This window comes from Streptomyces sp. RB17 (assembly GCF_009604455.1).
Lineage (GTDB): Bacteria > Actinomycetota > Actinomycetes > Streptomycetales > Streptomycetaceae > Streptomyces.
This window is the reverse complement of the sequence record NZ_WEGL01000005.1, coordinates 342,084-362,610: the sequence shown is the minus strand read 5'-3', so window position 1 is coordinate 362,610 and position 20,527 is coordinate 342,084. Positions and strand designations below refer to the sequence as shown.

At 71.4% G+C, this 20,527-nt stretch carries 21 protein-coding genes and 1 pseudogene; 10 read left to right on the top strand and 12 right to left on the bottom strand.

Annotated elements, in window-relative coordinates:
• Nucleotides 1-64: 64 nt before the first annotated feature.
• The 3 genes from SRB17_RS23405 to SRB17_RS23395 form a co-directional block, all read right to left on the bottom strand.
• Complete coding sequence (locus SRB17_RS23405; protein ID WP_323376138.1) at nucleotides 65-1,204, bottom strand: ABC transporter substrate-binding protein; 1,140 nt, start codon at nucleotides 1,202-1,204, stop codon at nucleotides 65-67.
• A 228-nt stretch (nucleotides 1,205-1,432) separates the two neighbouring features.
• Nucleotides 1,433-4,258 carry a SpoIIE family protein phosphatase gene (locus SRB17_RS23400; RefSeq protein WP_153541871.1) on the bottom strand — a complete coding sequence of 942 codons (2,826 nt, stop codon included), beginning with the start codon at nucleotides 4,256-4,258 and terminating at the stop codon, nucleotides 1,433-1,435.
• Nucleotides 4,259-4,352: 94 nt separating this feature from the next.
• Entirely contained in the window at nucleotides 4,353-5,360 is a 1,008-nt protein-coding gene (locus SRB17_RS23395; RefSeq protein ID WP_153541869.1) for a LacI family DNA-binding transcriptional regulator, read from the bottom strand.
• A gap of 110 nt (nucleotides 5,361-5,470) precedes the next feature.
• On the opposite strand from SRB17_RS23395, the gene SRB17_RS23390 reads away from it, so the two are divergent.
• From SRB17_RS23390 to SRB17_RS23375, 4 genes are all read left to right on the top strand, one after another.
• The gene (locus SRB17_RS23390; protein ID WP_153541867.1) at nucleotides 5,471-6,625 is read left to right on the top strand and encodes a Gfo/Idh/MocA family protein; all 1,155 of its coding nucleotides are present in this window, start codon (nucleotides 5,471-5,473) and stop codon (nucleotides 6,623-6,625) included.
• Between the two features lie 18 nt (nucleotides 6,626-6,643).
• Entirely contained in the window at nucleotides 6,644-7,135 is a 492-nt protein-coding gene (locus SRB17_RS23385; protein WP_153541865.1) for a DUF3592 domain-containing protein, read from the top strand.
• Between the two features lie 146 nt (nucleotides 7,136-7,281).
• Nucleotides 7,282-7,524, top strand: a complete 243-nt coding sequence (locus SRB17_RS23380) for a hypothetical protein (RefSeq protein WP_323376137.1) — start codon at nucleotides 7,282-7,284, stop codon at nucleotides 7,522-7,524.
• 138 nt (nucleotides 7,525-7,662) lie between these two features.
• On the top strand, nucleotides 7,663-7,878 hold the full coding sequence (locus tag SRB17_RS23375) for a hypothetical protein (RefSeq protein ID WP_153541862.1): 216 nt from the start codon (nucleotides 7,663-7,665) through the stop codon (nucleotides 7,876-7,878).
• A 52-nt stretch (nucleotides 7,879-7,930) separates the two neighbouring features.
• Here SRB17_RS23375 and SRB17_RS23370 read toward each other — a convergent pair whose 3' ends face one another.
• From SRB17_RS23370 to SRB17_RS23355, 4 genes and pseudogenes are all read right to left on the bottom strand, one after another.
• Nucleotides 7,931-8,326, bottom strand: coding sequence for a hypothetical protein (locus SRB17_RS23370; protein WP_153541860.1), 396 nt, complete (start codon nucleotides 8,324-8,326; stop codon nucleotides 7,931-7,933).
• Nucleotides 8,327-8,447: 121 nt separating this feature from the next.
• A complete protein-coding gene (locus tag SRB17_RS23365; protein ID WP_323376136.1) occupies nucleotides 8,448-9,059 on the bottom strand; it encodes a TetR/AcrR family transcriptional regulator in 612 nt (203 codons plus the stop codon).
• Nucleotides 9,060-9,114: 55 nt separating this feature from the next.
• Nucleotides 9,115-10,028 (bottom strand): annotated as a pseudogene (locus SRB17_RS23360) (3-hydroxybutyryl-CoA dehydrogenase).
• Nucleotides 10,029-10,071: 43 nt separating this feature from the next.
• A complete protein-coding gene (locus SRB17_RS23355; RefSeq protein WP_416237078.1) occupies nucleotides 10,072-10,299 on the bottom strand; it encodes an acyl-CoA dehydrogenase family protein in 228 nt (75 codons plus the stop codon).
• A gap of 13 nt (nucleotides 10,300-10,312) precedes the next feature.
• Here SRB17_RS23355 and SRB17_RS23350 point away from each other — a divergent pair, with 13 nt between their 5' ends.
• Both SRB17_RS23350 and SRB17_RS23345 read left to right on the top strand, forming a co-directional pair.
• A complete protein-coding gene (locus SRB17_RS23350) occupies nucleotides 10,313-10,408 on the top strand; it encodes a hypothetical protein (protein WP_416237077.1) in 96 nt (31 codons plus the stop codon).
• Between the two features lie 190 nt (nucleotides 10,409-10,598).
• A complete protein-coding gene (locus SRB17_RS23345; protein ID WP_153541856.1) occupies nucleotides 10,599-11,036 on the top strand; it encodes a VOC family protein in 438 nt (145 codons plus the stop codon).
• A 120-nt stretch (nucleotides 11,037-11,156) separates the two neighbouring features.
• Here the strand turns inward: SRB17_RS23345 and SRB17_RS23340 are convergent, their stop codons facing one another.
• The 5 genes from SRB17_RS23340 to SRB17_RS23320 form a co-directional block, all read right to left on the bottom strand.
• Nucleotides 11,157-11,921 (bottom strand): SAM-dependent methyltransferase, encoded by a 765-nt coding sequence (locus SRB17_RS23340; RefSeq protein WP_153541854.1) that lies wholly within the window; start codon nucleotides 11,919-11,921, stop codon nucleotides 11,157-11,159.
• A gap of 97 nt (nucleotides 11,922-12,018) precedes the next feature.
• On the bottom strand, nucleotides 12,019-12,474 hold the full coding sequence (locus tag SRB17_RS23335; RefSeq protein WP_153541852.1) for a MaoC family dehydratase: 456 nt from the start codon (nucleotides 12,472-12,474) through the stop codon (nucleotides 12,019-12,021).
• Between the two features lie 15 nt (nucleotides 12,475-12,489).
• The gene (gene menE / locus SRB17_RS23330; RefSeq protein ID WP_153541850.1) at nucleotides 12,490-13,998 is read right to left on the bottom strand and encodes an o-succinylbenzoate--CoA ligase; all 1,509 of its coding nucleotides are present in this window, start codon (nucleotides 13,996-13,998) and stop codon (nucleotides 12,490-12,492) included.
• A gap of 10 nt (nucleotides 13,999-14,008) precedes the next feature.
• The gene (locus SRB17_RS23325; protein ID WP_153541848.1) at nucleotides 14,009-14,896 is read right to left on the bottom strand and encodes an amidohydrolase family protein; all 888 of its coding nucleotides are present in this window, start codon (nucleotides 14,894-14,896) and stop codon (nucleotides 14,009-14,011) included.
• Nucleotides 14,896-15,813: an SDR family NAD(P)-dependent oxidoreductase gene (locus tag SRB17_RS23320; RefSeq protein ID WP_323376133.1), complete on the bottom strand. Its 918-nt coding sequence runs from the start codon at nucleotides 15,811-15,813 to the stop codon at nucleotides 14,896-14,898. Before SRB17_RS23320 ends, SRB17_RS23325 begins: the two co-directional genes overlap by 1 nt.
• A gap of 223 nt (nucleotides 15,814-16,036) precedes the next feature.
• Between SRB17_RS23320 and SRB17_RS23315 the strand changes: the two genes are divergently transcribed.
• The 4 genes from SRB17_RS23315 (at nucleotide 16,037) to SRB17_RS23300 (ending at nucleotide 20,527) form a co-directional block, all read left to right on the top strand.
• On the top strand, nucleotides 16,037-16,462 hold the full coding sequence (locus SRB17_RS23315; RefSeq protein WP_153541846.1) for a MarR family winged helix-turn-helix transcriptional regulator: 426 nt from the start codon (nucleotides 16,037-16,039) through the stop codon (nucleotides 16,460-16,462).
• A gap of 46 nt (nucleotides 16,463-16,508) precedes the next feature.
• Complete coding sequence (locus SRB17_RS23310) at nucleotides 16,509-17,336, top strand: PaaX family transcriptional regulator C-terminal domain-containing protein (RefSeq protein WP_323376206.1); 828 nt, start codon at nucleotides 16,509-16,511, stop codon at nucleotides 17,334-17,336.
• Between the two features lie 167 nt (nucleotides 17,337-17,503).
• Nucleotides 17,504-18,922 (top strand): alpha/beta hydrolase, encoded by a 1,419-nt coding sequence (locus SRB17_RS23305; RefSeq protein WP_153541844.1) that lies wholly within the window; start codon nucleotides 17,504-17,506, stop codon nucleotides 18,920-18,922.
• 15 nt (nucleotides 18,923-18,937) lie between these two features.
• Nucleotides 18,938-20,527 (top strand): MFS transporter, encoded by a 1,590-nt coding sequence (locus tag SRB17_RS23300; protein ID WP_153541842.1) that lies wholly within the window; start codon nucleotides 18,938-18,940, stop codon nucleotides 20,525-20,527.

Genomic DNA, 20,527 nt, shown 5'->3' with positions numbered 1-20,527 from the left:
CCGGCTCCGTGGTGGGCGGTACACCACCTGCAGGCGACCCGATCGGGAGGGATCGGCGGGTCGGCTAGCCGGACATGGCCTTGGCCCAGCCCGCGTCGACCGTCTTCCTCGCCCGCTCCAGTTGCGTGTCCGTGGGGAACTGCGGCGTCCCCTCGACCGACGGCAGTCGTGCGGCGGCGGCCTTGTCGAGGGTGCCGTCCTGCCTCATGGCCTCCATGAGCACCGGGCGGGCGTAACCGCGCAGCCGGAGGTTCTGGCCCTCGGGGCTGAAGAGGTACTCCTGCCACAGGCGGGCGGCCGCCGGGTGCGGGGCGTGCTTGTTGACGGCCAACGCGAAGTACTGGGCGAAGCTGCCGTCGAAGGGGATCGCGACCTGCCAGTTGACGCCCTTGTGGCGGAGCTGGTCGGCGTAGTGGAGGTTGATGTAGTCCCAGTTGATGCTGATGGGGGTCCGTCCGTCCTCGACCGTCGCCGTGGTGGAGTTGAGCGGGTTGAAGTTGCCGATCCTCTTGAGCTCGGCGAAGAAGTCCAGGCCGGGCTGGATGTTGTCGAACGACCCGTTGTTCGCCAGCGCGGCGGCGTAGACGCTGTCGAAGGCGGTGGCAGACCGGGGCGGGTCGCCTTCGAGCGCGACCTTGCCCTTGTAGGCGGGCTTCAGCAGATCGGCGAAGGTCTCCGGACAGATGCTGACCCGGTCGGCGTCGCAGCCGATGGAGATGTAGCCCCCGTAGTTGTTGGCCCAGCGGGCTTTGGAGTCCTTCTGGTTGTCGGGGATCGAGTCGTAAGCGGCGACCTTGTACGGCGCGAGCAGGTCCTGCTGCGCCGCGCTGCGCGCGAACGTGTCGCCCACGTCGATCACGTCGGGGGCTGTCGGCCCGTTCCCCCTCTTCCGCACGGCGTCGATCTCGTCCTCGCTGTGGCCGTGCGGGTTCTCGACCGTGACCTTGATCCCGTACTTCTTCTCGAAGCCGTCGATCAGGCCGCCGTAGTTGGCCCAGTCACGCGGCAGGGCCATCGCGGTGAGCCTGCCCTCCCGTTTCGCTGCGGCGATCAGTGCGCGCAGGCCGCCCGCGTTCGCGGCGGAGGTGGCCGACGCCGGCTTCTGGGGTCTGGCGGGCGGTGGGTGCTCGCAGGCGCTCAGGCCCAGTGCCACGAGAGCGGAGCAGCCGAGGACGACCACTGCTCGGGCACGGGGTGCGGTCACGACTGCTCCTGGGGAAGTGGATGCGGTTGGTCCGAAGCGGCGGGCCTTCCGTCGTGCCTCCTGGCTTCCTTGGGTCTACTGCGTCGACCAAGTGGTCATCGAGGCCAGACTACCCGGCCGCCTCGATGGTGGATTCCCGCCCGGGAGCCTGCCATCAGTGTGTTTCCCGCAGAACGCGCTCTGCCCACTCCTTGGGCCTGTCTCCTCCCTCACCCGGGCGTGTCCGTCTCACAGCGCCGTGTCGTCCCACTGGTCGAGCAGGATGTCGCCGAGTCCTTCCATCTCCGGCGTGCCGCCGCCGCGGAGGGACTGTTCGGCCCAGATCACTTTGCCGGTGTGCGTGTAGCGGGTCCCCCAGCGTTCGGCGAACTGGGCGACCAGGAAGAGGCCGCGGCCGCCTTCGTCGGTGGCTTTCGCCCGGCGCAGCCGGGGCGAGGTGCTGCTGCCGTCGGAGACCTCGAAGATCAGGGAGCCCGCGGCGGGGCCGCCGACCGGCATCGTGCGGAGCAGCCGGACGGCGATGGGCTCGGCGCCGTAGCGGATGGCGTTGGTGATCAGCTCGCTGAGGATGAGTTCGGCGGTGAAGACGACGTGCTCCAGGCCCCACTCCGTCAGCCGGCGGGCGCAGGCGCTGCGTACCGGGGCCACCGCCGCCGGGTCGCGGGGCACGTCCCACGCGGCGACCTGCGCGGGTCCGAGTCGGCACGTGCGGGCCACCAGGAGGGCGATGTCATCCCTGGGCCGGTCGGACAGCATGGCCTCCATCACCGCGGCGCACGTGGCCTCCGGTGTGCGCTCGGGTCCTGACAGAGCCTCGCGCAGCGCCTCCAGACCGGCGTCCAGGTCCCGGGTGCGGTCCTCGATCAGTCCGTCGGTGAAGAGCACCAGCCGGGAGCCCTCGGGCACGGTGAGTTCGGCGGTCTCGACGGGCAGGCCGGCGCCGAGGCCCAGGGGTGGGGAGACGGGCAGCTGGGGGAAGTCGATGGTCCCGTCGGGCCGGACCACCGCCGGGCCCGGATGGCCGGCGGTGGCGAGGGCCAGCCGCCCGGAGGTGGGGTCGTAGACGGCGTACTGGCAGGTCGCACCGGTGATCGCGCCCTCTCCGTCCTCCGCGTCGGCGACCTCCTCGGCGTCGATCTGGGCCACCAGTTCGTCCAGCCGGACCAGCAGTTCCTCCACGGGCAGGTCCAGGCTGGCGAAGTTGTGCACGGCGGTGCGCAGCCGGCCCATGGTCGCCGCGGCATGCAGGCCGTGGCCGACGACATCGCCCACGACCAGCGCCACCCGGGTGCCGGACAGCGGGATGACGTCGAACCAGTCCCCGCCCACCCCGGCCTGGGCCGGCAGGTAGCGGTAGGCCACCTCGAGGGCGGACTGTTCGGGCAGCCCGCGTGGCAGCAGGCTGTGCTGCAGGGTGACGGCCATGGCGTGTTCGCGGGTGTAGCGGCGGGCGTTGTCGATGCACAGCGCCGCCCGGGCGGCCAGCTCCTCGGCGAAGGACACGTCGTCGTCCTCGAACGGCGGGGACCCCTCGGCGCGCCAGAAGTCCACCACGCCCAGCGCCACGCCGCGGGCCCGCAACGGAACCACGAGCATCGAGTGGATGCCGTGGTCGAGGATCCGCCGGGCACGTTCCGGGTGATAGGCCAGCCAGCTCTCGGAGGCGCTCAGGTCCCCGACCAGGACCGGTCGGCCCTCGGCCATCGCCGTGGAGACGGGGTGGTCCGGGACGAACCGCATCAGCTCGCCGGCGCGGTGGAGGATGTGGCCCGTGTCCGGGCCGGCCACGGCGCTGCAGCGCAACTCGGTGAGCGGGGCGGTCCTTCCGGAGGACTCCTCGCCGCGCAGGACCGGGTCCAGCAGTTCGACGGTGGCGATGTCGGCGAACCGGGGCACCGCCACCTCGGCCAGTTCCTCGGCCGTCCGTTTCACATCGAGCGTGGTGCCGATGCGCAGCCCGGCGTCGTAGAGCGACTTCAGCCGTTCGCGCGCCACCTCCGCCCGGCCGGCGAGGGCCTGCAGCTCGGTGGTGTCCCGGAGCGTCACCACGCTGCCGACCGATCCGTGGGGGGCGGTGAGCCGCTTGTTGACCGCGAGCAGCCGGTCGCCCGCCCGGTACACCTGGTCGGTGGCGGGGCGGTCGGAGGCCAGCAGCCCGGCGAGGTCCTCCTCCAGCCCCAGACCGGTGACGTGCCGCCCCTCCGCGTCCGCCGGCAGGTCCAGCAGCCGCCGTGCCTCGTCGTTGGCCAGCAGCAGCCGGCCGTCACCGCCGACGATCAGCACCCCTTCCCGCACGGCGTGCAGGACCGCGTCGTGGTGCTCGTACATCCGGGTCATCTCCACCGGACCCAGGCCATGGGTCTGCCGCCGCAGCCGTCGGCTCACCAGGGCCGACCCGCTCGCGGCGACGACGAGGGCGATGGCCGCACCGCCGAAGAGGACCGGCAGCTGCCGGTTCACCCTGTGCTGGACCTTCTCGACCGTGACCGGCACGGAGACGATGGCGATGACCGAGCCGTCAGGAGCCTTGACGGGGACCGCCGAGACCACGGAGAGCCCCAGGGACCCCTGGAAGGTGCTCGTGAACGGCTTGCCGTTCGCCGCCTGAGAGTAGGGCCCGATGACGCGCTTGCCGATCTGGTGCGGGTCGCTGTGGGTGAGGGTGACCCCGTTCAGCCCGTACACGATGATGGCGTCGACGCCCGCGGCCTTCTGGGCCGCCTCGGCATACGGCTGCAGCGCAGCGCTCGGGTGCGCGCTGCGCAGCGCCGCCACGATCCCCGGGGAGTGGGCGAAGGTCTGCGCGGTGGCCAGCGTCCGGGTCCGGGCGCCGGCCATGATGTCGCGTTGAGCCTGCACCACCAGGGCCAACAGGGCGGCGGCGACGAGCAGCACCACGACCGCCAGCTGCAGGAGGAAGACCTGTCCGGCGACGCTGCGCACGCTCAGCAGCGACCGCCAGGCCTCCCCCCGCCGGCGGGGCCGGTCCGGCCCACGAGCGCTCCTGGACGCATCAGGCACATCACGCCCGGATCGACCCGAAACTTCACCCATATCCCCTTTCTATCGTTTCTGGATGGCCACAACGAGGCGACCGCGACGACTGGTCCCCGCCGGGGCGGCGACGCGCGGCTCCGCTCGACCGCCGTCAGGCATCCGCGAGCGGTGGGGCCGTCGTGCCTCTCACTTCGAGGACGGGCGTGGCGAGATCGACCTCCCTCGGGCGGTCCGGCGCGTCGATCCGGTCGAGCAGCCGTTGCGCGGCACGTCGGCCCACCTCATGGCCGGCGCTGTCCACGGTGGTCAGCCACAGATGGCGCAGCCGGGAGAGGTAGGTGTTGTCGTAGCCGACCAGGGAGAGGTCGCGCGGCACCCGCAGGCCGGTCTCCTCGGCGGCGGACAGCGCGCCGACGCAGGTCATGTCGTTGACGGCGAAGACGGCGGTCGGGCGCGGCGCACGGCTCAGGAGCCGGACGGTGGCCCGGTAGCCGCCCTCCTCGGTGAGGTCGCCCTGCTCCACGACCGTCGTGTCGCCGAGGCCGTGCTCGCGCATGGTGGCCTCGAAGCTGCGCCGGCGCAGGTCGCCGACGGCGCCCCGGCCGGCGATGTGCGCGATGTGCCGGTGCCCGAGGCCGATGAGGTGCTCGGTGGCCAGGCGGGCGCCGTGCTCGTCGTCGTTGGCGACGATGTCCACGCCGGGCAGCACCGGTTCACGGGTGCTCGCGACGACCGTGGGGACCAGGCCGGCGGCGGAGCGCAGGGCCTGGGGGTCCTGGAGCGTGCCGACGGCGATCAGGCCGTCGACGCGGAGTTCGGTGAAGGTCCGGGTGAGGTCCTCGCCGAGGCGCCGGTTGAGGTGGCCGTCGGCCAGCAGCATGTGCAGGCCGTTGTCGTACAGCCGTGCGTTCAGGCCGTCGAGCAGTTCCACGAACCAGGGGTTGCGCATGTCGTTGAGCAGCACCCCCACCGTGCGCGTGCGCCGCTCGCTCAGGCTGCGCGCGGCCGCGTTGGGCCGGTAGCCGAGCGCTTCGACCGCCGCGAGGACGGCCTCGCGCTTCTCCGGCCGGACACCCTCCGAGCCGCGCAGCACGAGCGAGACCAGCGACTTGGACACGCCGGCCCGTTCGGCCACGTCACGGATGGTCGGAGTGCTCATGGCTGGACCGTTCCACAACGTGTCTCCTCGTGTAAAGGGCCTTGACACCCGCGAGAAGCAGGATCCATGGTGGGCGCCCAAGCTGTGGAACGGTCCAAAGAAGGGCGCTCATGGTGAATACGCTCGGCGTCGCCGTCGTGGGGTTCGGCTGGATGGGACGGGTGCACACCCAGGCGTACGCCCGCCTGCCGCACCACTTCCCCCAGCTGCCCGTGCGGCCGGAACTGATCGCCGTCGCGGACGAGGTGCCGGGCCGCGCGGAGGAGGCGGCCGGGCTGTACGGCTTCGCCGCCGCGACCCGCGACTGGCGGGAGGTGGCCGCCGACCCGCGCATCCAGGCGGTCAGCATCACCGCCCCGAACTTCCTGCACCGCGAGATCGGCGTCGCCATGGCCGGGGCCGGCAAGCACATCTGGATCGAGAAGCCGGTCGGGCTCACCGCCGACGACGCCCGCGCGGTCGCCGACGCGGCCGCCAAGGCCGGCGTGCAGGGCACCGTCGGCTTCAACTACCGCAACGCGCCCGCCGTCGAGGCCGCCCGCGATCTGATCGCCTCCGGTGAGATCGGCACGGTCACGCACGCCCGCATCCGCCTCTTCAGCGATTACGCCGCCCACCCCCAGGGCGCCCTGACCTGGCGCTACGAGCGGACACGCGGTGGCAGCGGGGTGCTCGGCGATCTGGCCTCGCACGGCGTCGACCTGGCCCGGTTCCTGCTCGGCGACCTCGCCTCGCTCACCGCCGACACCGCGATCTTCCTCCCCGAACGCGCCCGGCCGACCGGCGCCACCGCCGGCCACACGCTCGCCACCGGCGGCGAACCCGGCCCGGTCGAGAACGAGGACTACGTCAACTGCCTGCTGCGCTTCGCCTCCGGCGCCCGCGGCGTCCTGGAGGCCTGCCGGGTCTCGGTCGGCGAGCAGAACAACTACGGCTTCGAGGTGCACGGCACCAAGGGCGCCGTCTTCTGGGACTTCCGCCGCATGGGCGAACTCGCCGTCAGCCGGGGCACGACCTACCAGGACCAGCCGGTCAGCACGGTGTACGTCGGCCCCGGCCACGGCGAATACGCCGCGTTCCAGCCGGGGGCGGCCACCGGCATGGGCTACGACGACCTGAAGGTCATCGAGGCCTACCGGTTCCTGCGTTCCGTCACCGAGGGCACCGCCGTCGGCACCACTCTCAGCGATGCCGTGGCCAGCGCGGTGGCACTGGATGCGATGGAGCGCTCGGCCGAGCGGGGAACGTGGGTGAGCCTGGGGTGAGCGTCCGGCGCCGAGGTCGTGAGCGTCGCCGACATCGACGAGGAACGCGCCCCTGGTCCTCCACCCGGCCTCGAACGGTCGTCCCGGGTGCGCTATAGATACCTCATGGTGTGGTTGCTGGTGACAGCGGGAGTACTCGTGGCGTCGCTCGTCACCATGGCGCGCGAACTCCGTCGGAACGTGACGCTCCGACAGATTCGGCCGACGGCCCTCGAACTGTCGGCCGAGGTGATCGGCAACACCGCCACGCAGAGCGGGAAGCCGGGCGCGTACTTCCTCACACCGGTCGTGCGCTACTCCATCGACGGCAAACGCTACGAGACCGAGATCGCCAACGCCTCCTTCGGCCGCCCCGCCGACGTCGGCTCCTCGATGACCGTCCTCGTCTCCCCCGACCACCCCTACAGCCCGATGGACCCCTACGGCGGCCTCGGCGGCACACTCCGCGGCGCCATCGTCACCGCCGTGCTCAGCACACTGCTCCTCGCCTGGCAGATCGCCCTGCTGTAAGCCGCTCAGCAGTCGGACGATGGCGGGTGGTGCGGCGCGGTGCCGGCCCGGCGCAGTGCCGGAGTGCTGACCCTCCGCGGCTCGACCCGATCGGGCGGTGAGCGCGATGATGGAGGCGTCGGACGAGGCGTTGAGGATCCGTTGCCGTGGCAGAGCTCCCCGATGAGTTGATCAAGCTGGAACGCACCGCCGAGGAGGAGCGCGCGAAACTCGCGGGCCTCACCGGTGGCGAGTACGACGCCCAGCTGCGCCGCTGGCGCGAGGCGTCCGACGCCGTACAGGCGGCCATCACCGCGCACGCCGAGGCCACCGGGGCCGGCCCGCACGAGGTCGGGCAGGCCGTACAGAAAGCTGTGCGGGGCAGCCAGGAGGACCCGGCCGTCGAGTAGCGGACGCGGAGCGTACCGCCGGGCGGGCATGGGGCGAGCGCGTCACTCCCCTCGCCCCACCATGTCGAGCAGACAACACGGGCTGGTTCAGCGATGCTGGACAAGGGTGGCACCCCTCCATGCGACAAGGAGCACGGCATGGCCACAGATCCGCTCGTACGATTCCTGGCAGCCCTGGACCCCGGTCACCGGGACGAAGTCGGCGCCAAACCGCGCCAGGAGCAGGAACAGCTCGCAGCGGCCTGGGAACGGGAGCTGGAATCCGATGACGAGCTCGACACCCTCGACGAGCTGTCCCCGCCCGCCGCGGAAGCCGAGGCCGCCCGCCGCGTCATGGACCGCGCCACCGGCTAGATGCTGCTCATGGATGACCGTTCACCCTTCGCCACCCACCGCTGGAAGGACCTCACCTCCGCGGTCTCTGTCTCATCGAGGTGACAACGGCGGAGACGATGAGGGTCGTGACAAGACTGCCGATCATGACCAGTCCCACGCCGATGACGAAGAGTCCGCTGGAGTCGTCCGACCAGTCGGAATAGGCGGCGAGGGTGAGGCCGACCGTGGGGCCCAGTACCGTGCCGGCGAGGTGGTGCCGGGACGCCGTCCAGCACACCGGTACGAGGAGGGTGAGCACCAGCCCGATCACCTGCCACGCCTCGTACGGGCCGGTCGTCGAGCCATCGGGGTGCACGTCTCGGTGCTGGTCCCAGCCCAGCCATGCGGCCCACGCCGCGAGCGACACCCCCGCGAGTACGAGGGTCGGCAACAGGTGGGCAACGGGTCTCGTCAGTCTTTCGCGCATGGTCCGAGCGTGCCGTCCCGCGCCTGTGCCGAGCAGAGCGCAGGTACTCAGCTTCAGATGAGTACATTCCCTTGTGGGGGCATGCGCCGGTGCGCTGTGACGCATCGCCGGCGACAGACGTTCACTCCACCGGCAGCTCGTCCGGCAGGCCCAGTGCGGTGGAGACCTGGCGCCAGATGGCCGTGAGGGCCTTGTCCAGGGTGACCGTCGGGTCGCGGAGCATCAACCGGATGCCGTAGCCGTCGCTCAGTGACAGGATCAGCGTGCTCAGGTCGTCCACATCGACCGGCGTGAACTCGCCCGATGCGATGCCACGCCGCACCGCGTCGGCCACCCAGGCGTGCAGCTGCGCGTACAGGTCCACGGCGAAGGCCCGGGTCGTCTCTTCGCGCAGAGACCGGGCCCACAGCTCCTGCCACAGCCGCCAGTCCTGCTGCAGTTCGGGATCGGCCGGCAGCAGGCTGCGCAGGATGCGGGCCAGGACGACCGCGGCCGGGGCGGTCTGCGCGTCGCGCTCGACATCGAGGGCCGTGTGGGCGAAGGAATGGGTCATCGCCTCGGTGAACAGCTTCTCGCGCGTGTCGAAGTGGTAGTGCAGGAGCGCCGTCGACACCCCTGCCCGCTCAGCGACCATACGCATGCGGATCTTTTCGAAGCCGATGTCGGCGATCACTTCGCACGCCGCGGTCAGGATGCGCTCGCGCGTGTCTGCTGTGCGCACCTTGGTGGACACGCTGCCGCTCCCCTCGTTCGGTGGCCGTATGCCGGGGCCATCTTCCCTCACCGTGTCACCCGTGCGGCCCGGCCGGTGCCGCGGCAGCATCCTGCGGCTGTCCGTCGTAGGTGTGGAAGCCTCCTCCGGGCTTCCGCCCGAGCAGACCGGCCTCCACCATTCTCGACAGCAGCGGAGGCGGCGCGTACCGGGGTTCGCGGAACTCGGCGTACAGCGATTCGGCGATGGCACGGACGGTGTCCAGACCGATCAGGTCCGTCAGCGCCGGCGGGCCGAGCGGGTGGGCGCACCCCAGGACCATCGCGCGGTCGACGTCCTCGGCGCCGGCACCACCCGACTCCACCGTGCGGACCGCCTCCAGCAGGTACGGCACGAGCAGCGCATTGACGATGAAGCCGGCCTTGTCCCGGGTCCTGACGACCTCCTTCCCGACTTCCCGAGGGTGGCGGTCACGAAGCTCTCGGCCCGGGCGACGGTGTCGGGCGAGGTCAGCAGCGACGGGACGAGTTCGACCAGGCGCAGGACCGGTACGGGGTTGAAGAAGTGCACCCCGACGACGTTCTCGGGCCGTCCGGTCGCCGAGGCGAGCCGGACGACCGGGATGGAGGAGGTGTTGGTCGCGACGAGCGTGCGTTCGTCGGTGAGGACGGAGTCGAGGCGGGTGAGGACGTCGGCCTTGAGGCGCTCGTCCTCCGCCACGGCCTCGATCACCAGGTCACGGTCGTGCAGGGCCTCGATCCGGTCGACCACGGCGATCCGGGCGGCGATGGCCTCGCGCCGCTGCTCGGTGAGCCGGCCCTGGGCGGTGGCCCGGTCGAGCGAGCGGGCGATCCGCAGGCCGCCCGAGAGGGCCGCCTGCGCGTCGCGTTCCACCACGGTCACCGGCAGGCCGGCGCGCGCGCAGACCTCGGCGATGCCCGCACCCATCAGGCCGCGGCCGACGACTCCGACGCGTTCGATGCCGGTCATTCGAGCTTCCCTTCGATCGGTGTCGGCCGTTGCGGCGTATGCGTCAGGCGGTGGGCAGGTCCAGGACGCCCGTACCGCGCTTGGTCAGCTCGCCCGCGATGATCAGCCGCTGGATCTCGGAGGTGCCCTCCCAGATCCGGTCGACGCGCAGCTCGCGGTACATGCGCTCGACGGGGTAGGTGCGGTCGTAGCCGCGGCCGCCGAAGATCTGCAGACAGCGGTCGGCGACCCGGCCCGCGGCCTCACTGGCGGCGAGCAACACGCACGGCACGACCGTTTCGGAGATGCCGCACGGCGGGGTACGTCACTCGGGCTACGGCAGCGACCTGTCCCTCACCGGCCTGCTGGACTACACACAGGTCAAGCACATCATGCTGTGAGGTCTGCCCGGCCGGTCTCGAGGATCTTCTGGAGAGTGGCGCGTTCGGTTGTCGCGACAACGATTGTCAGGGCAACTCCATGGGAGCTCCGCGCTCCATACCGATCCGGCCCTCGCATCACGGCGCAGGTCTCCGGTCGTAGGCCCATGGCCCGATCCGCCCCGTGAAGGAAGCGTGTCAGCATCGACTCATGACCCACTCCTGGCCCAGCCACCTCGAGGTAGGAGCGGTCCGGTTCGCCCGGCCGACCGCGAAGTACGACGACGTTCTCGTCTTCTACCGCGATGTCCTCGGGCTGCCGGTACTCGCCCAGTGGCGCGGCCACCACGGTTACGACGGCGTCGTCCTCGGCCTGCCGGGCACACCGGTGCACATGGAGCTTCTGCAGCACGGCGACCCACCGCACATCCCCGAGCCGCACCCCGAGAACCAGCTGGTGCTCTACCTGCGTGGCCCCGAAGCCGTGGCCGCCGCCGTCCGACGCCTCGCCGAGCACGGGCACAGCCCCGTCCCTTCGGCGAACCCGTACTGGCCGGAACACGGCGCGGTGCTCTTCCAGGACCCGGACGGCTGGCAGGTCGTGCTGGCCCCCTGGGTCTTCGGCGAAGAGCCCCCACCGACCGCTTGAACGCCTGCCGAAAACCCGGTGTGGAACGTGCTCACCGGCAGGCCCGCCACCAACGGCATCAAGGGCTACGACATCTTCGTCGGCGGGTCGGGGCCGGTGAGCTGCCGGCCCCCACATCGGTCAGCGGCGCATGAGCGCGAAGACGCCCCAGCCCAGGTACTCGCGTTCATAGCGGGTGTAGCGGACAGGGGCGGTGCTGAGCTCCTCCCGGAAGGCGGGGGCGAGTTCGTCCTCGGGGTTGCTGTCGAGCCAGCGGCGGATGTTGAGCCACTGGGCGGCGCGGTAGCGGTCCCAGCTGTCCTGGTCCGCGAGCACCATCTCGACCACGTCGTAGCCGAGTGCGCCGAACCGCTCGATCAGCCCGGCCAGCGGGAGGAAGTCCTCACGGCTGCCGGCGTGGCAGGCTTCGACGGCCTCCTGACTCGGCGGCTCGCGCCGCCAGAACGGCTCGCCGATCAGGATCGTCCCGCCGGGGCGGAGGCTGCTCTGCAGCAGGCGGACCGTGCCGGGGACACCGTCGCCGATCCAGGTGGCGCCGATGCAGGCCGCGACGTCCACGGGCTCCTCGGCGACATGACCCGAGGCGTCGCCGTGGAGGAACGTGATCCGGTCGGCGACACCGAGTTCCGAGGCCCGGGCGCGAGCGCGGGCGGTGAACACCGTGCTGATGTCCACCCCGGTCCCGCTGATCTCGTGGTCGCGGGCCCAGGTGCACAGCATCTCCCCCGAACCGCAGGCCAGGTCGAGCACGCGCGCCCCGGGCGGCAGCCCGAGCGCCCGGCCGAGGACGGCAAGCTTCTCGCCGGTGAGGGGGTTGTGGATGCGGTGGCTGCTCTCGCGGATGGTGAAGCTACGTGGAAGATCCGCTTCGGGGATTCCTTCCATCGGTCACGCACCCCACTCACTCGGACGGTCACCAACGCGGTCAAGCTATGCGACGGCGCACCCCGAGTCCAACGACTTTCCCACTGACCGGCCCAGGTCAGGCGTAGAACCGCGACAGACTCTGCAGAACCGCCGCGGGCTTGCTCGCGCCTTCCACCTCGATCGTTCCGTCGACGGTGATCTGGACACCGCCGGGCACGTCCTCGGCCGAGGTGAGCCGGGCGGCCAGCCGGATGCGCGATCCGACCTTCACCGGCGCGGGGAAACGCACCTTGTTCAGGCCGTAGTTGACCTTGGTGGTCACGCCCTGCACGTCCAGCAGTTCGGTGAAGAGGGGAATGAAGAGGGACAAGGTGAGGTAGCCGTGGGCGATCGGCGCGCCGAAGGGGCCCTGGGCCGCCCGCTCCGGGTCGGTGTGGATCCACTGGTGGTCGCCGGTGGCGTCGGCGAAGGTGTCGATGCGCTCCTGTGTGACCTCGATCCACTCGCTGGTGCCGAGGTCACTGTCGGCGAGCTTCTTCAGTTCGTCCAGGCCGTTGACGGTGATGCTCATAAGTAGCCTTCCTTTTCAGGGGGTTGGGGTGCCGTAGCGATTGCGCACCCGGGACTTGAGGAGTTTTCCGGAGGCGGTGCGCGGGAGTTCGTCCGTGACCACCACCGACTTGGGGATCTTGTACTTGGCCAGCCGCCCGGACAGTGAGGCCAGCACCTCGTCCGGATCGAGGTCGGCGCCCGGGGCGGGGACGACGACCGCGCGGGGCACCTCGCCCCATTTGTCGTCCGGGACACCGATCACCGCGCACTCGGCGATGCCGGGGTGGCCGAGGAGGAGGTCCTCGATCTCGGCGGGGTAGACGTTCTCGCCGCCGGAGATGATCATGTCCTTGATCCGGTCGACGACGTACACGTAACCGTCTTCGTCGACCCGGGCCGCGTCCCCGCTGCGGAACCAGCCGTCCGCGAAGGCGGCCTCGGTCTCCTCCGGCAGCCCCCAGTAGCCGGGCATGACATGCGGTCCGCGCACCACGACCTCGCCGGTCTCGCCGACGTCGACCGGGGTGAGGTCGGGCCGCACGACCCGTACGTCGCTGAAGAAGTGCGGTACGCCCGCCGAGCCCGCCTTCTCGACCGCGTGCTCCGCGTCCAGGAAGAGCGTGCCGGGCGCGGCCTCGGTCATGCCGTAGCCCTGGAGGAAGGTGAGCCCGCGCTGCTGGTAGGCGGCGATGAGCGGGGTCGGCACCGGTGATCCGCCGCAGGTGAGGATGCGGAGGGACGACAGGTCGGCGTCCGCCCAGCGGGGGTGCCGGGCGACCTGGTCGAACATCGTCGGGACCCCGAACATGAAGGTGATCCGGTGCCGTTCGATCAGGTCGAGGGTGGTCTCCGGGTCGAAGGACTCGACCAGGACGCAGGTGCCGCCCTTGAGCAGTACCGGCAGGGCAAGCATGTTGAGGCCCGCGGTGTGGAACAGCGGGGCGGAGACCAGGGCGCGTTCGCCGGCGATCAGATCGTGGTCGACCAGGACGTTGACGGCGTTCCAGGTGAGGTTGCCGTGGGTGAGCATGGCGCCCTTGGGGCGGCCGGTCGTCCCCGAGGTGTACATGATGATGCAGGTGTCGTCGGGGGTGACCGGTTCATCGATCGGCTCCTGCGACACGGACGCCAGGGCCTCTTCGTATGCGTCGCCGATCTCGAGGAAGGTCCGTACGTCCGTCTCGCCCGGCAGTCCGGCGACGAGCCCGGCGTGCGCGGGACCGTAGATCAGGGCCTTGGCGCCGGAGTCGGCGAGTTGGAAGGCGATCTCGGGGCCGGCGAGGCGGGTGTTGAGGGGGACGAAGACGGCGCCGAGGGTGCCGGCGGCGAACAGGGTCTCCAGGTAGGCGGGGTGGTTGGGGCCGAGGTGGGCGATGCGGTCGCCGCGCCTGATACCCCGGGCGCGCAGGGCGTGGGCGAGGCGGGTGACGCGTGTGTGCAGGGTGCGGTAGTCGGTGGACCGCTGGTCATGGATCAGGGCCGTGCGGTGGGGGGTCTTGCGGGCCCGGCGTGCGGGCCACGACCCCAGTCCCTCGTTGCGCATCTGGCACCCCTTACGGTTTGGTCAGCCCGAGCAACCGGGCCGCGTTCTCCTTGAGGATCTTCGGCCTGACCTCGTCCTTGATGGACAGCTTCGCGAAGTCGGCCAGCCACCGGTCGGGGGTGAGCACCGGGAAGTCGGAGCCGAACAGGACCTTGTCCTTCAGCAATGTGTTGGCGTACTGCACCAGCTGCGGCGGGAAGTACTTCGGCGACCAGCCCGAGAGGTCGATGTGCACCCCGGGCTTGTGGGTCGCCACCGCCAGGGCCTCGTCCTGCCAGGGGAACGACGGATGCGCCAGGATGATCTTCAGATGCGGGAAGTCGGCGGCCACGTCGTCCACATGGAGCGGGTTGGAGTACTTCAGGCGGATGCCGCCCCCACCGGGGACGCCGGCGCCGATGCCGGTCTGGCCGGTGTGGAAGAGCGCGATGGTGCCGGTCTCCTCGATCACCTCGTACAGGCCGTACGCCACGGAGCGGTCGTCGGGGAAGAAGCCCTGGATGCTGGGGTGGAACTTGAAGCCCCGCACCCCGTACTCCTCGACCAGCCGGCGGGCCTGCCGTACCCCCGCCTTCCCGCGGAAGGGGTCGATGGAGGCGAACGGGATCAGCACGTCCGGGTTCGCGGCGGCGGCTTCGGCGACCTCCTCGTTGGGGACGGGCTCGGTGCCGGTCGCGGACTCGGCGTCCACCGTGAAGACGACGGCGGCCATCCGCCGCTCACGGTAGTACGCGGCGGTCTCCTCCAGGGTGGGCTTCCGTTTGCCCTCGATCTTGAAGTAGGCGGAGGAGGCGTCGTGCAGGTCGTCGTCCAGGGAGGAGTGGCCCTTGGCGGACACCTCCGCGTGGGTGTGGACGTCGATCGCGACCAGGTCGTCCAGCCTCGGCGCGGGTGCCATCACGCCTCCGGGATCTTCGGTGCGGGGATGCCCACGGTCTGCGGCTCGGCGCCGACCGACGTGGGCCAGGCGTCGGCCAGGGTGTCGGGGGTCCAGCCACCGTCGGCGTAGGCGGCCCGGATCTCCTGCGGATGTGACCACAGTGCCACCTTGTCGCCGCCGATACCGATGCACTGGCCGGTGATGCCGCGGGCGGCCTCGGAGGCCAGGAAGGGGACGAGGGCCGCGCAGTCCTCGGGGGTGCCGAAGCCCTCCCCCTTGCGCAGGAACGCCGGCAGCGGTTCGCCGTTCCTCATGGCCTCGACGTACGGGGCGAAGGCGGGGATGGTCTCGGTCATCGCGGTCGCGGCGACCGGCACGATCGCGTTGACGGTGATGTGCGCGCGGGCCAGTTCCATGGACCAGGTGCGGGCCATGGCGGCGATCCCGGCCTTGGCGGCGGCGTAGTTGGTCTGGCCGAAGTTGCCGCGCTGCCCGGCCGGGGAGCCGACGAGGACGAGCGTGCCGCCCTCGCCCTGCTCACGCATGCGGACGGCGGCGGCGCGGGCGCAGGTGAAGGTGCCCCGGAGATGGGTGCTGATGACCGCGTCGAAGTCGTCGTCGGTCATCTTCCACAGCACCTTGTCGCGCAGGATGCCCGCGTTGGTGACCAGGACGTCGAGCCGCCCGAACTCCTCGACGGCACGGTCGACCAGCCGGTCGGCGGCCTCGGCCGTGCCGACCGGGACCACCTCGGCGACGGCGGTGCCTCCGGCCTCGGTGATGGACTTGACGGCCTGCTCGGCCACGGCTTCGTCGATGTCGTTGACGACCACGGACGCGCCGTGGGCGGCGAGGGCGTGCGCATAGGCGAGGCCGAGGCCCCGGCCGCTTCCGGTGACGACGGCGGCCTTGCCGGTCAGATCGATGGTGGGCACGGGCGGTCCCTTCGCATGGGGTGCGGTCGTGAGGAGATCGAAGCTAAGAGCAATAATTGTTGTCGTCAATAGTTGTTGCCGTCCTTCCGGTGCGTCATGCTGGACTCCGCACACGAGAAGCCCTCCCCGGGGAGCCCAGCGCCCGGGGACCGAGACCAGGGAGCCCGCCATCGCCCGCCAGCACATCGACGACCCGGCCCCCATCGACGCGGACGAGCCGTGGATGCGGGCGCTGCACGCGGACACGGGCTATCTGCTGTACCGCCTGGGCCTGCGCTCCGGTCAGTTGTTCAACACGTTCCTGCAGGAGTCGGGGCTGCGACTGCGGCACTACGCCGTGCTGCGCTTCCTCGCCACCACCGAGGGCGCGCTCCAGCGGGAGCTCAGCGCCCGGCTCGGTTATGACCCGAGCGCGATCGTCGGCCTGGTGGACGACCTGGAGAAGCTGGGCTTCGCCGAGCGCCGGCCGGCCCCGGAGGACCGCCGCAGCCGCATCGTCGTCCTCACCGAGGACGGCCGGGCCTTCCTCCGCGACACGGACCAGGCGGGCCAACGCGTGACCGACGAACTGCTCACCCCGCTCGCCCCCGCCGAACGGGAGACGCTGCACACCCTGCTGCTGCGTGTCGCCGGCAACGGGCTCACCTGACGCGCCGGTCGCCGCGTACCCGCGGGCGGACGCGGCCTCGTACTGTATCCGCGTGACCGTTCCTGTCCCCCGCCCCCAGTCCCTCCTGCTCAGTTTCCTCGGTGACGAGGTGCTGGGCCGCGGGGTGTGCGTGTACACGGGCAGTGTCATCGAGGTGTTCCGGCGCGCCGGCGTCGGAGAGCAGGCCACCCGGTCCACGCTCACGCGTATGGTCGGTCGCGGTCTGCTGAGCCGCAGGCGCGAGGGCCGGCGGACCTATGTCGGACTCACCGACCGCTCGGAGGCGATCCTGCGCGACGGCGAGCGGCGCATCTGGACGACCGGCGCGGTCAACCGGGACTTGGACGGCACCTGGACCCTGCTCGGCTTCTCGCTGCCGGAGTCCTGGCAGCGCCAACGGCACGATCTGCGCTCCCAGTTGACCTGGGCGGGCTTCGGCGCTCTGTTCAGCGGGCTGTGGATCGCGCCCGGCGCAGTCGACGTCTCCGAGATCGTCGCCGAGCTGGGCCTGGAAGCGCATGTGAAGGTCTTCCGGGCGCATGCTGACGCCGGTACGGACATCGCCGAGATGATCGACGACACCTGGGATCTGGGCGAACTGGCCGCGCATTACCGGGAGTTCGAGGCGACCTGGCGGCCGTACGCGTCGGGCGCTGCGGACCCGGACGCCGAGGACGCCCTCGCGCTGCGCCTCCGGCTGACCGCCGAATGGCTCCAAACCATCCGCGCCGACCCCCGGTTGCCCGTACGGCACCTGCCGGCGGACTGGCCGGCGGCCGCTGCGGAGAAGACGTTCCGCACGGTCCACGCCCTGCTGGAAGCGCCTGCCCGGGACGCGGCGCGCCGACTGATCGAGACGATGCCGGCGGCGTAGGGCCGTTCGTACGTGCCACCTCCGCAGCGGTCCCGCCCTCAAACCGATGTTGTGCATTGTCTTGACCGCCGCAAGAATTCGGCCCTACATTCCTCCACACCTTCGTTCAGTGCACTGAGCATCTTCCCGGGTCTCCGCTCCGCAGCCGCCCACAAGGAGCCACCTCCATGCCTGCCAGCACCAGCACCCGCCCCCGAACTCCCCGAATCCGTCTGCGCATCGCCCTGGCCGCCCTGGCCATGTCGGCGTCCGCGGCCCTCGCGACCTTTCCCGCGCCTGCCGCGCAGGCGGACACACCGGCCGCCCGCCACCTCACCGGCACCCTCTCCGACGGCGCCACCTGGATCGCGGACGTTCCCGCCCACTGGAACGGCACCCTGCTGCTGTTCAGCCACGGCTTCGGCCCCACCGTCGCCGCGGACGCGCCCTCGGACGCCGTACGCACCGAGTTGCTCGCCGAGGGCTATGCGATGGCTGGGTCGTCGTACGACCCCCATGGCTCGATGTGGGCCCTGAACAGCGCCGAACGCGACCAGTTCGCCACGCTCGACGCCGTCACCACCCAGACCGGAACACCGCGGCGCACCCTTTCCGTCGGTCAGTCCATGGGCGGGCTCGTCAACGCGCAGATCGCCCGCGACGGCGCCGGCCGGATCGACGGCGCCCTCGGCCTGTGCGGCCTGGTCGCGGGCGGCACCGACCTGGACAACTACCAGCTCGACGCCGAGTACACCATCGCCCGGCTGCTCCTGCCCGGACAGCGCCCCGGCCTGGTCCGCTTCGGTTCCGCCGACGCCGCGGCCGCCACCGCCAAGAGGCTCACCGACGCCGTCGCCGCGGCCCAGACCAGCGCGCAGGGCCGCGCCCGGATCGCGCTGGCCGCGGCCTTCCTCAACCTGCCCGCCTGGGCGCCCGGACAGCAGAAGCCGGCGCCGACGGACTGGGCGGGCCAGGAGGAGCAGCAGGACGCGTGGTTCGCGCAGGGCATCCTGTCGTTCGTCGAGGGCGGCCGGTACGCCGTCGAGCAGTCCGCCGGCGGCAACACCTCCTGGAACGCGGGGGTCGACTACGCCCGCCTGCTCGCCGGATCCGTCCACGCACCGCAGGTCCGGGCGCTGTACCGGGCGGCCGGACTCGACCTGCGCGCCGACCTGGCATCCCTGAACCGGGGCGCCGCGATCACCGCCGACCCCGCCGCGGTCCGTGCCGCGCAGCGCACCTCCTCCGCCGGTCAGGGCCTCGGCGTACCGCTGCTGGACGTGCACACGATCGCCGACAACCTGGTCCCGGTCGAACAGGAGCGGCAGTTCGGCGACCGGGTGCGCGCGGCCGGGGACGGAGCGCTGCTGCGGCAGGCCTACGTCGAACGGCAGGGCCACTGCACCTTCACCACCGCCGAGACCGTGGCCGCCCTGCACGCGCTGGACCACCGTGTCACCACCGGCGACTGGGACGACGCCGCGACCCCGGCCGCGCTGCAGCGGTCCGCCACCGCGCTCGGTCCGGACGGGGCGGCATACGTCCCGTACCGGCCGGCACGCCTGACGGTCGGCCGCGACCGCCCGGCGCACCCCACCCACCACTGAGATCGGGACCCTCCCATGTCCGACGCATCCGCCGCCCCACGCAGAACCCTCCCCCTCGGCACGCTCGTCGCCGGCTGTCTCGCCGTCTGCCTCGCGCAGATCGGTCTGGCCATCCCCGCCACCCTCAACGGTCTGTTCCAGGAACACCTCCACCCTGTCGGCTCCCAACTCACCTGGATCTCCGACGCCTTCCTGCTGCCCGTCGCCGTGCTCGAACTCACCTTCGGCGTGCTCGGCGACCTGTTCGGCCGCAAACAGCTCCTCGTCGGCGGCGCCGCGCTGCTGTGCGCGGGCGAGGTCGTCGCCGCGAGCGCCTCGGGCATCCATCAGCTGTGGCTGGGGCAGGTGCTGGCCGGTCTCGGCGCCGCCGCGCTCTTCCCCACCTCGCTCGCCATGATCGCGGCCGGCACGCACACCGGGCCGCAGCGCGCCCGTGCCATCGCCGTGTGGGCCTCCAGCCTGTCGGCGGGCGGCTTCCTCGCTCCGCTGCTCGGCGGGATCACCGGGACCTACGGCTCGTGGCGCTCGGCGTTCGTGGTGGTCGCCGTGCTCGCCGCGGTGAGCGCCCTGGCGAGTCTGTGGCTCGCCACCAACTCCCGGGCACCGGAAGGTCGTTCACCCGACGTCGGCGGCCAGATCACCATCGGTGTCGGTCTGTTCGCCCTGCTGTACGCCGTCATCCAGGGGCCGACGGACGGGTGGGGTTCGGCTCCGGTGGTCATGGCGTTCGTGATCGCCGTGGTGTTCGTGGGCCTGTTCGTGGCCGCCGAGAGCCGGGCCCGCTCCCCGCTGCTGCGCCTGGACCTGTTCCGCAACCGTTCCTTCGCGATCGCGTCGGTCGTCGCGGTCGTGGGCATGTTCAGCTTCCTGGGCACGGCGTACGCGGCGAGCATCCGGCTCGGTCCCATCCAGCACCAGAGCCCGATGCGTACCGCGTTCGCGTTTCTGCTGCTCAACGGCATCGCCCCGGTGCTCACCCCGCTGACCTCCCGGCTGCTGCACCGACTGCCCGCGCGGGCGCTGCTCAGCGCCGGGCTGGCGCTGATCGCCGCGGGCGACTTCCTGGCCGCCGGGCTCGACGTCGGCGACCGGAACCTGGCCTCGCTGATCCTGCCGCTCGGGCTGGTCGGCATCGGCTTCGCGTTCACGGTGTCGTCCATCACCGCGACCGCCGTCAACACGGTGCCGCTGCCGCTGGCCGGCATGGCGAGCGCGGCGACCAACCTGCTGCGCGACTTCGGCTTCACCCTCGGTCCGGCGGTCATCGGCGCGGTCGCGCTGAGTCAGGCGGCGTCCCGGGTGACCTCCTCGCTGGCCACCTCGTCGTCCCTGAACGCAGAGTCGCAGGCGGCGGCGCACGAGGTGCTGAAGGAGGGCGGCCCCCTCGCCCTCAACTCCGTCCCCGCCGCCTCCCCACCGGGCGCGGCCCGTGCGTACGCCCTGGACGCCCTCGGCCACGGCTACGCGATCGGATTCGTGGTGTGCGGCGCGGCCGCCCTGTTCTCGGCACTGCTGGTGGTGACGGCGCTGCGCGGGCGTGCGGCGCAGGAGAGCGCGTCGCCGGCGCAGGACGGCACGGAGCGAACCGCCCTGACCACGGGATGA

What these genes read in the sequence shown, in the direction of transcription:
- SRB17_RS23315 (WP_153541846.1), top strand. Translation starts at nt 16,037, where the DNA reads ATGCGGGCGCTGCACGCGGACACGGGCTATCTGCTGTACCGCCTGGGC.
- SRB17_RS23345 (WP_153541856.1), top strand. Translation starts at nt 10,599, where the DNA reads ATGACCCACTCCTGGCCCAGCCACCTCGAGGTAGGAGCGGTCCGGTTC.
- SRB17_RS23390 (WP_153541867.1), top strand. Translation starts at nt 5,471, where the DNA reads ATGGTGAATACGCTCGGCGTCGCCGTCGTGGGGTTCGGCTGGATGGGA.
- SRB17_RS23325 (WP_153541848.1), bottom strand. Translation starts at nt 14,896, where the DNA reads ATGGCACCCGCGCCGAGGCTGGACGACCTGGTCGCGATCGACGTCCAC.
- SRB17_RS23335 (WP_153541852.1), bottom strand. Translation starts at nt 12,474, where the DNA reads ATGAGCATCACCGTCAACGGCCTGGACGAACTGAAGAAGCTCGCCGAC.
- SRB17_RS23370 (WP_153541860.1), bottom strand. Translation starts at nt 8,326, where the DNA reads ATGCGCGAAAGACTGACGAGACCCGTTGCCCACCTGTTGCCGACCCTC.
- SRB17_RS23340 (WP_153541854.1), bottom strand. Translation starts at nt 11,921, where the DNA reads ATGGAAGGAATCCCCGAAGCGGATCTTCCACGTAGCTTCACCATCCGC.
- SRB17_RS23300 (WP_153541842.1), top strand. Translation starts at nt 18,938, where the DNA reads ATGTCCGACGCATCCGCCGCCCCACGCAGAACCCTCCCCCTCGGCACG.
- SRB17_RS23400 (WP_153541871.1), bottom strand. Translation starts at nt 4,258, where the DNA reads ATGGGTGAAGTTTCGGGTCGATCCGGGCGTGATGTGCCTGATGCGTCC.
- SRB17_RS23305 (WP_153541844.1), top strand. Translation starts at nt 17,504, where the DNA reads ATGCCTGCCAGCACCAGCACCCGCCCCCGAACTCCCCGAATCCGTCTG.
- SRB17_RS23395 (WP_153541869.1), bottom strand. Translation starts at nt 5,360, where the DNA reads ATGAGCACTCCGACCATCCGTGACGTGGCCGAACGGGCCGGCGTGTCC.
- SRB17_RS23350 (WP_416237077.1), top strand. Translation starts at nt 10,313, where the DNA reads ATGCCGCACGGCGGGGTACGTCACTCGGGCTACGGCAGCGACCTGTCC.
- SRB17_RS23375 (WP_153541862.1), top strand. Translation starts at nt 7,663, where the DNA reads ATGGCCACAGATCCGCTCGTACGATTCCTGGCAGCCCTGGACCCCGGT.
- menE (WP_153541850.1), bottom strand. Translation starts at nt 13,998, where the DNA reads ATGCGCAACGAGGGACTGGGGTCGTGGCCCGCACGCCGGGCCCGCAAG.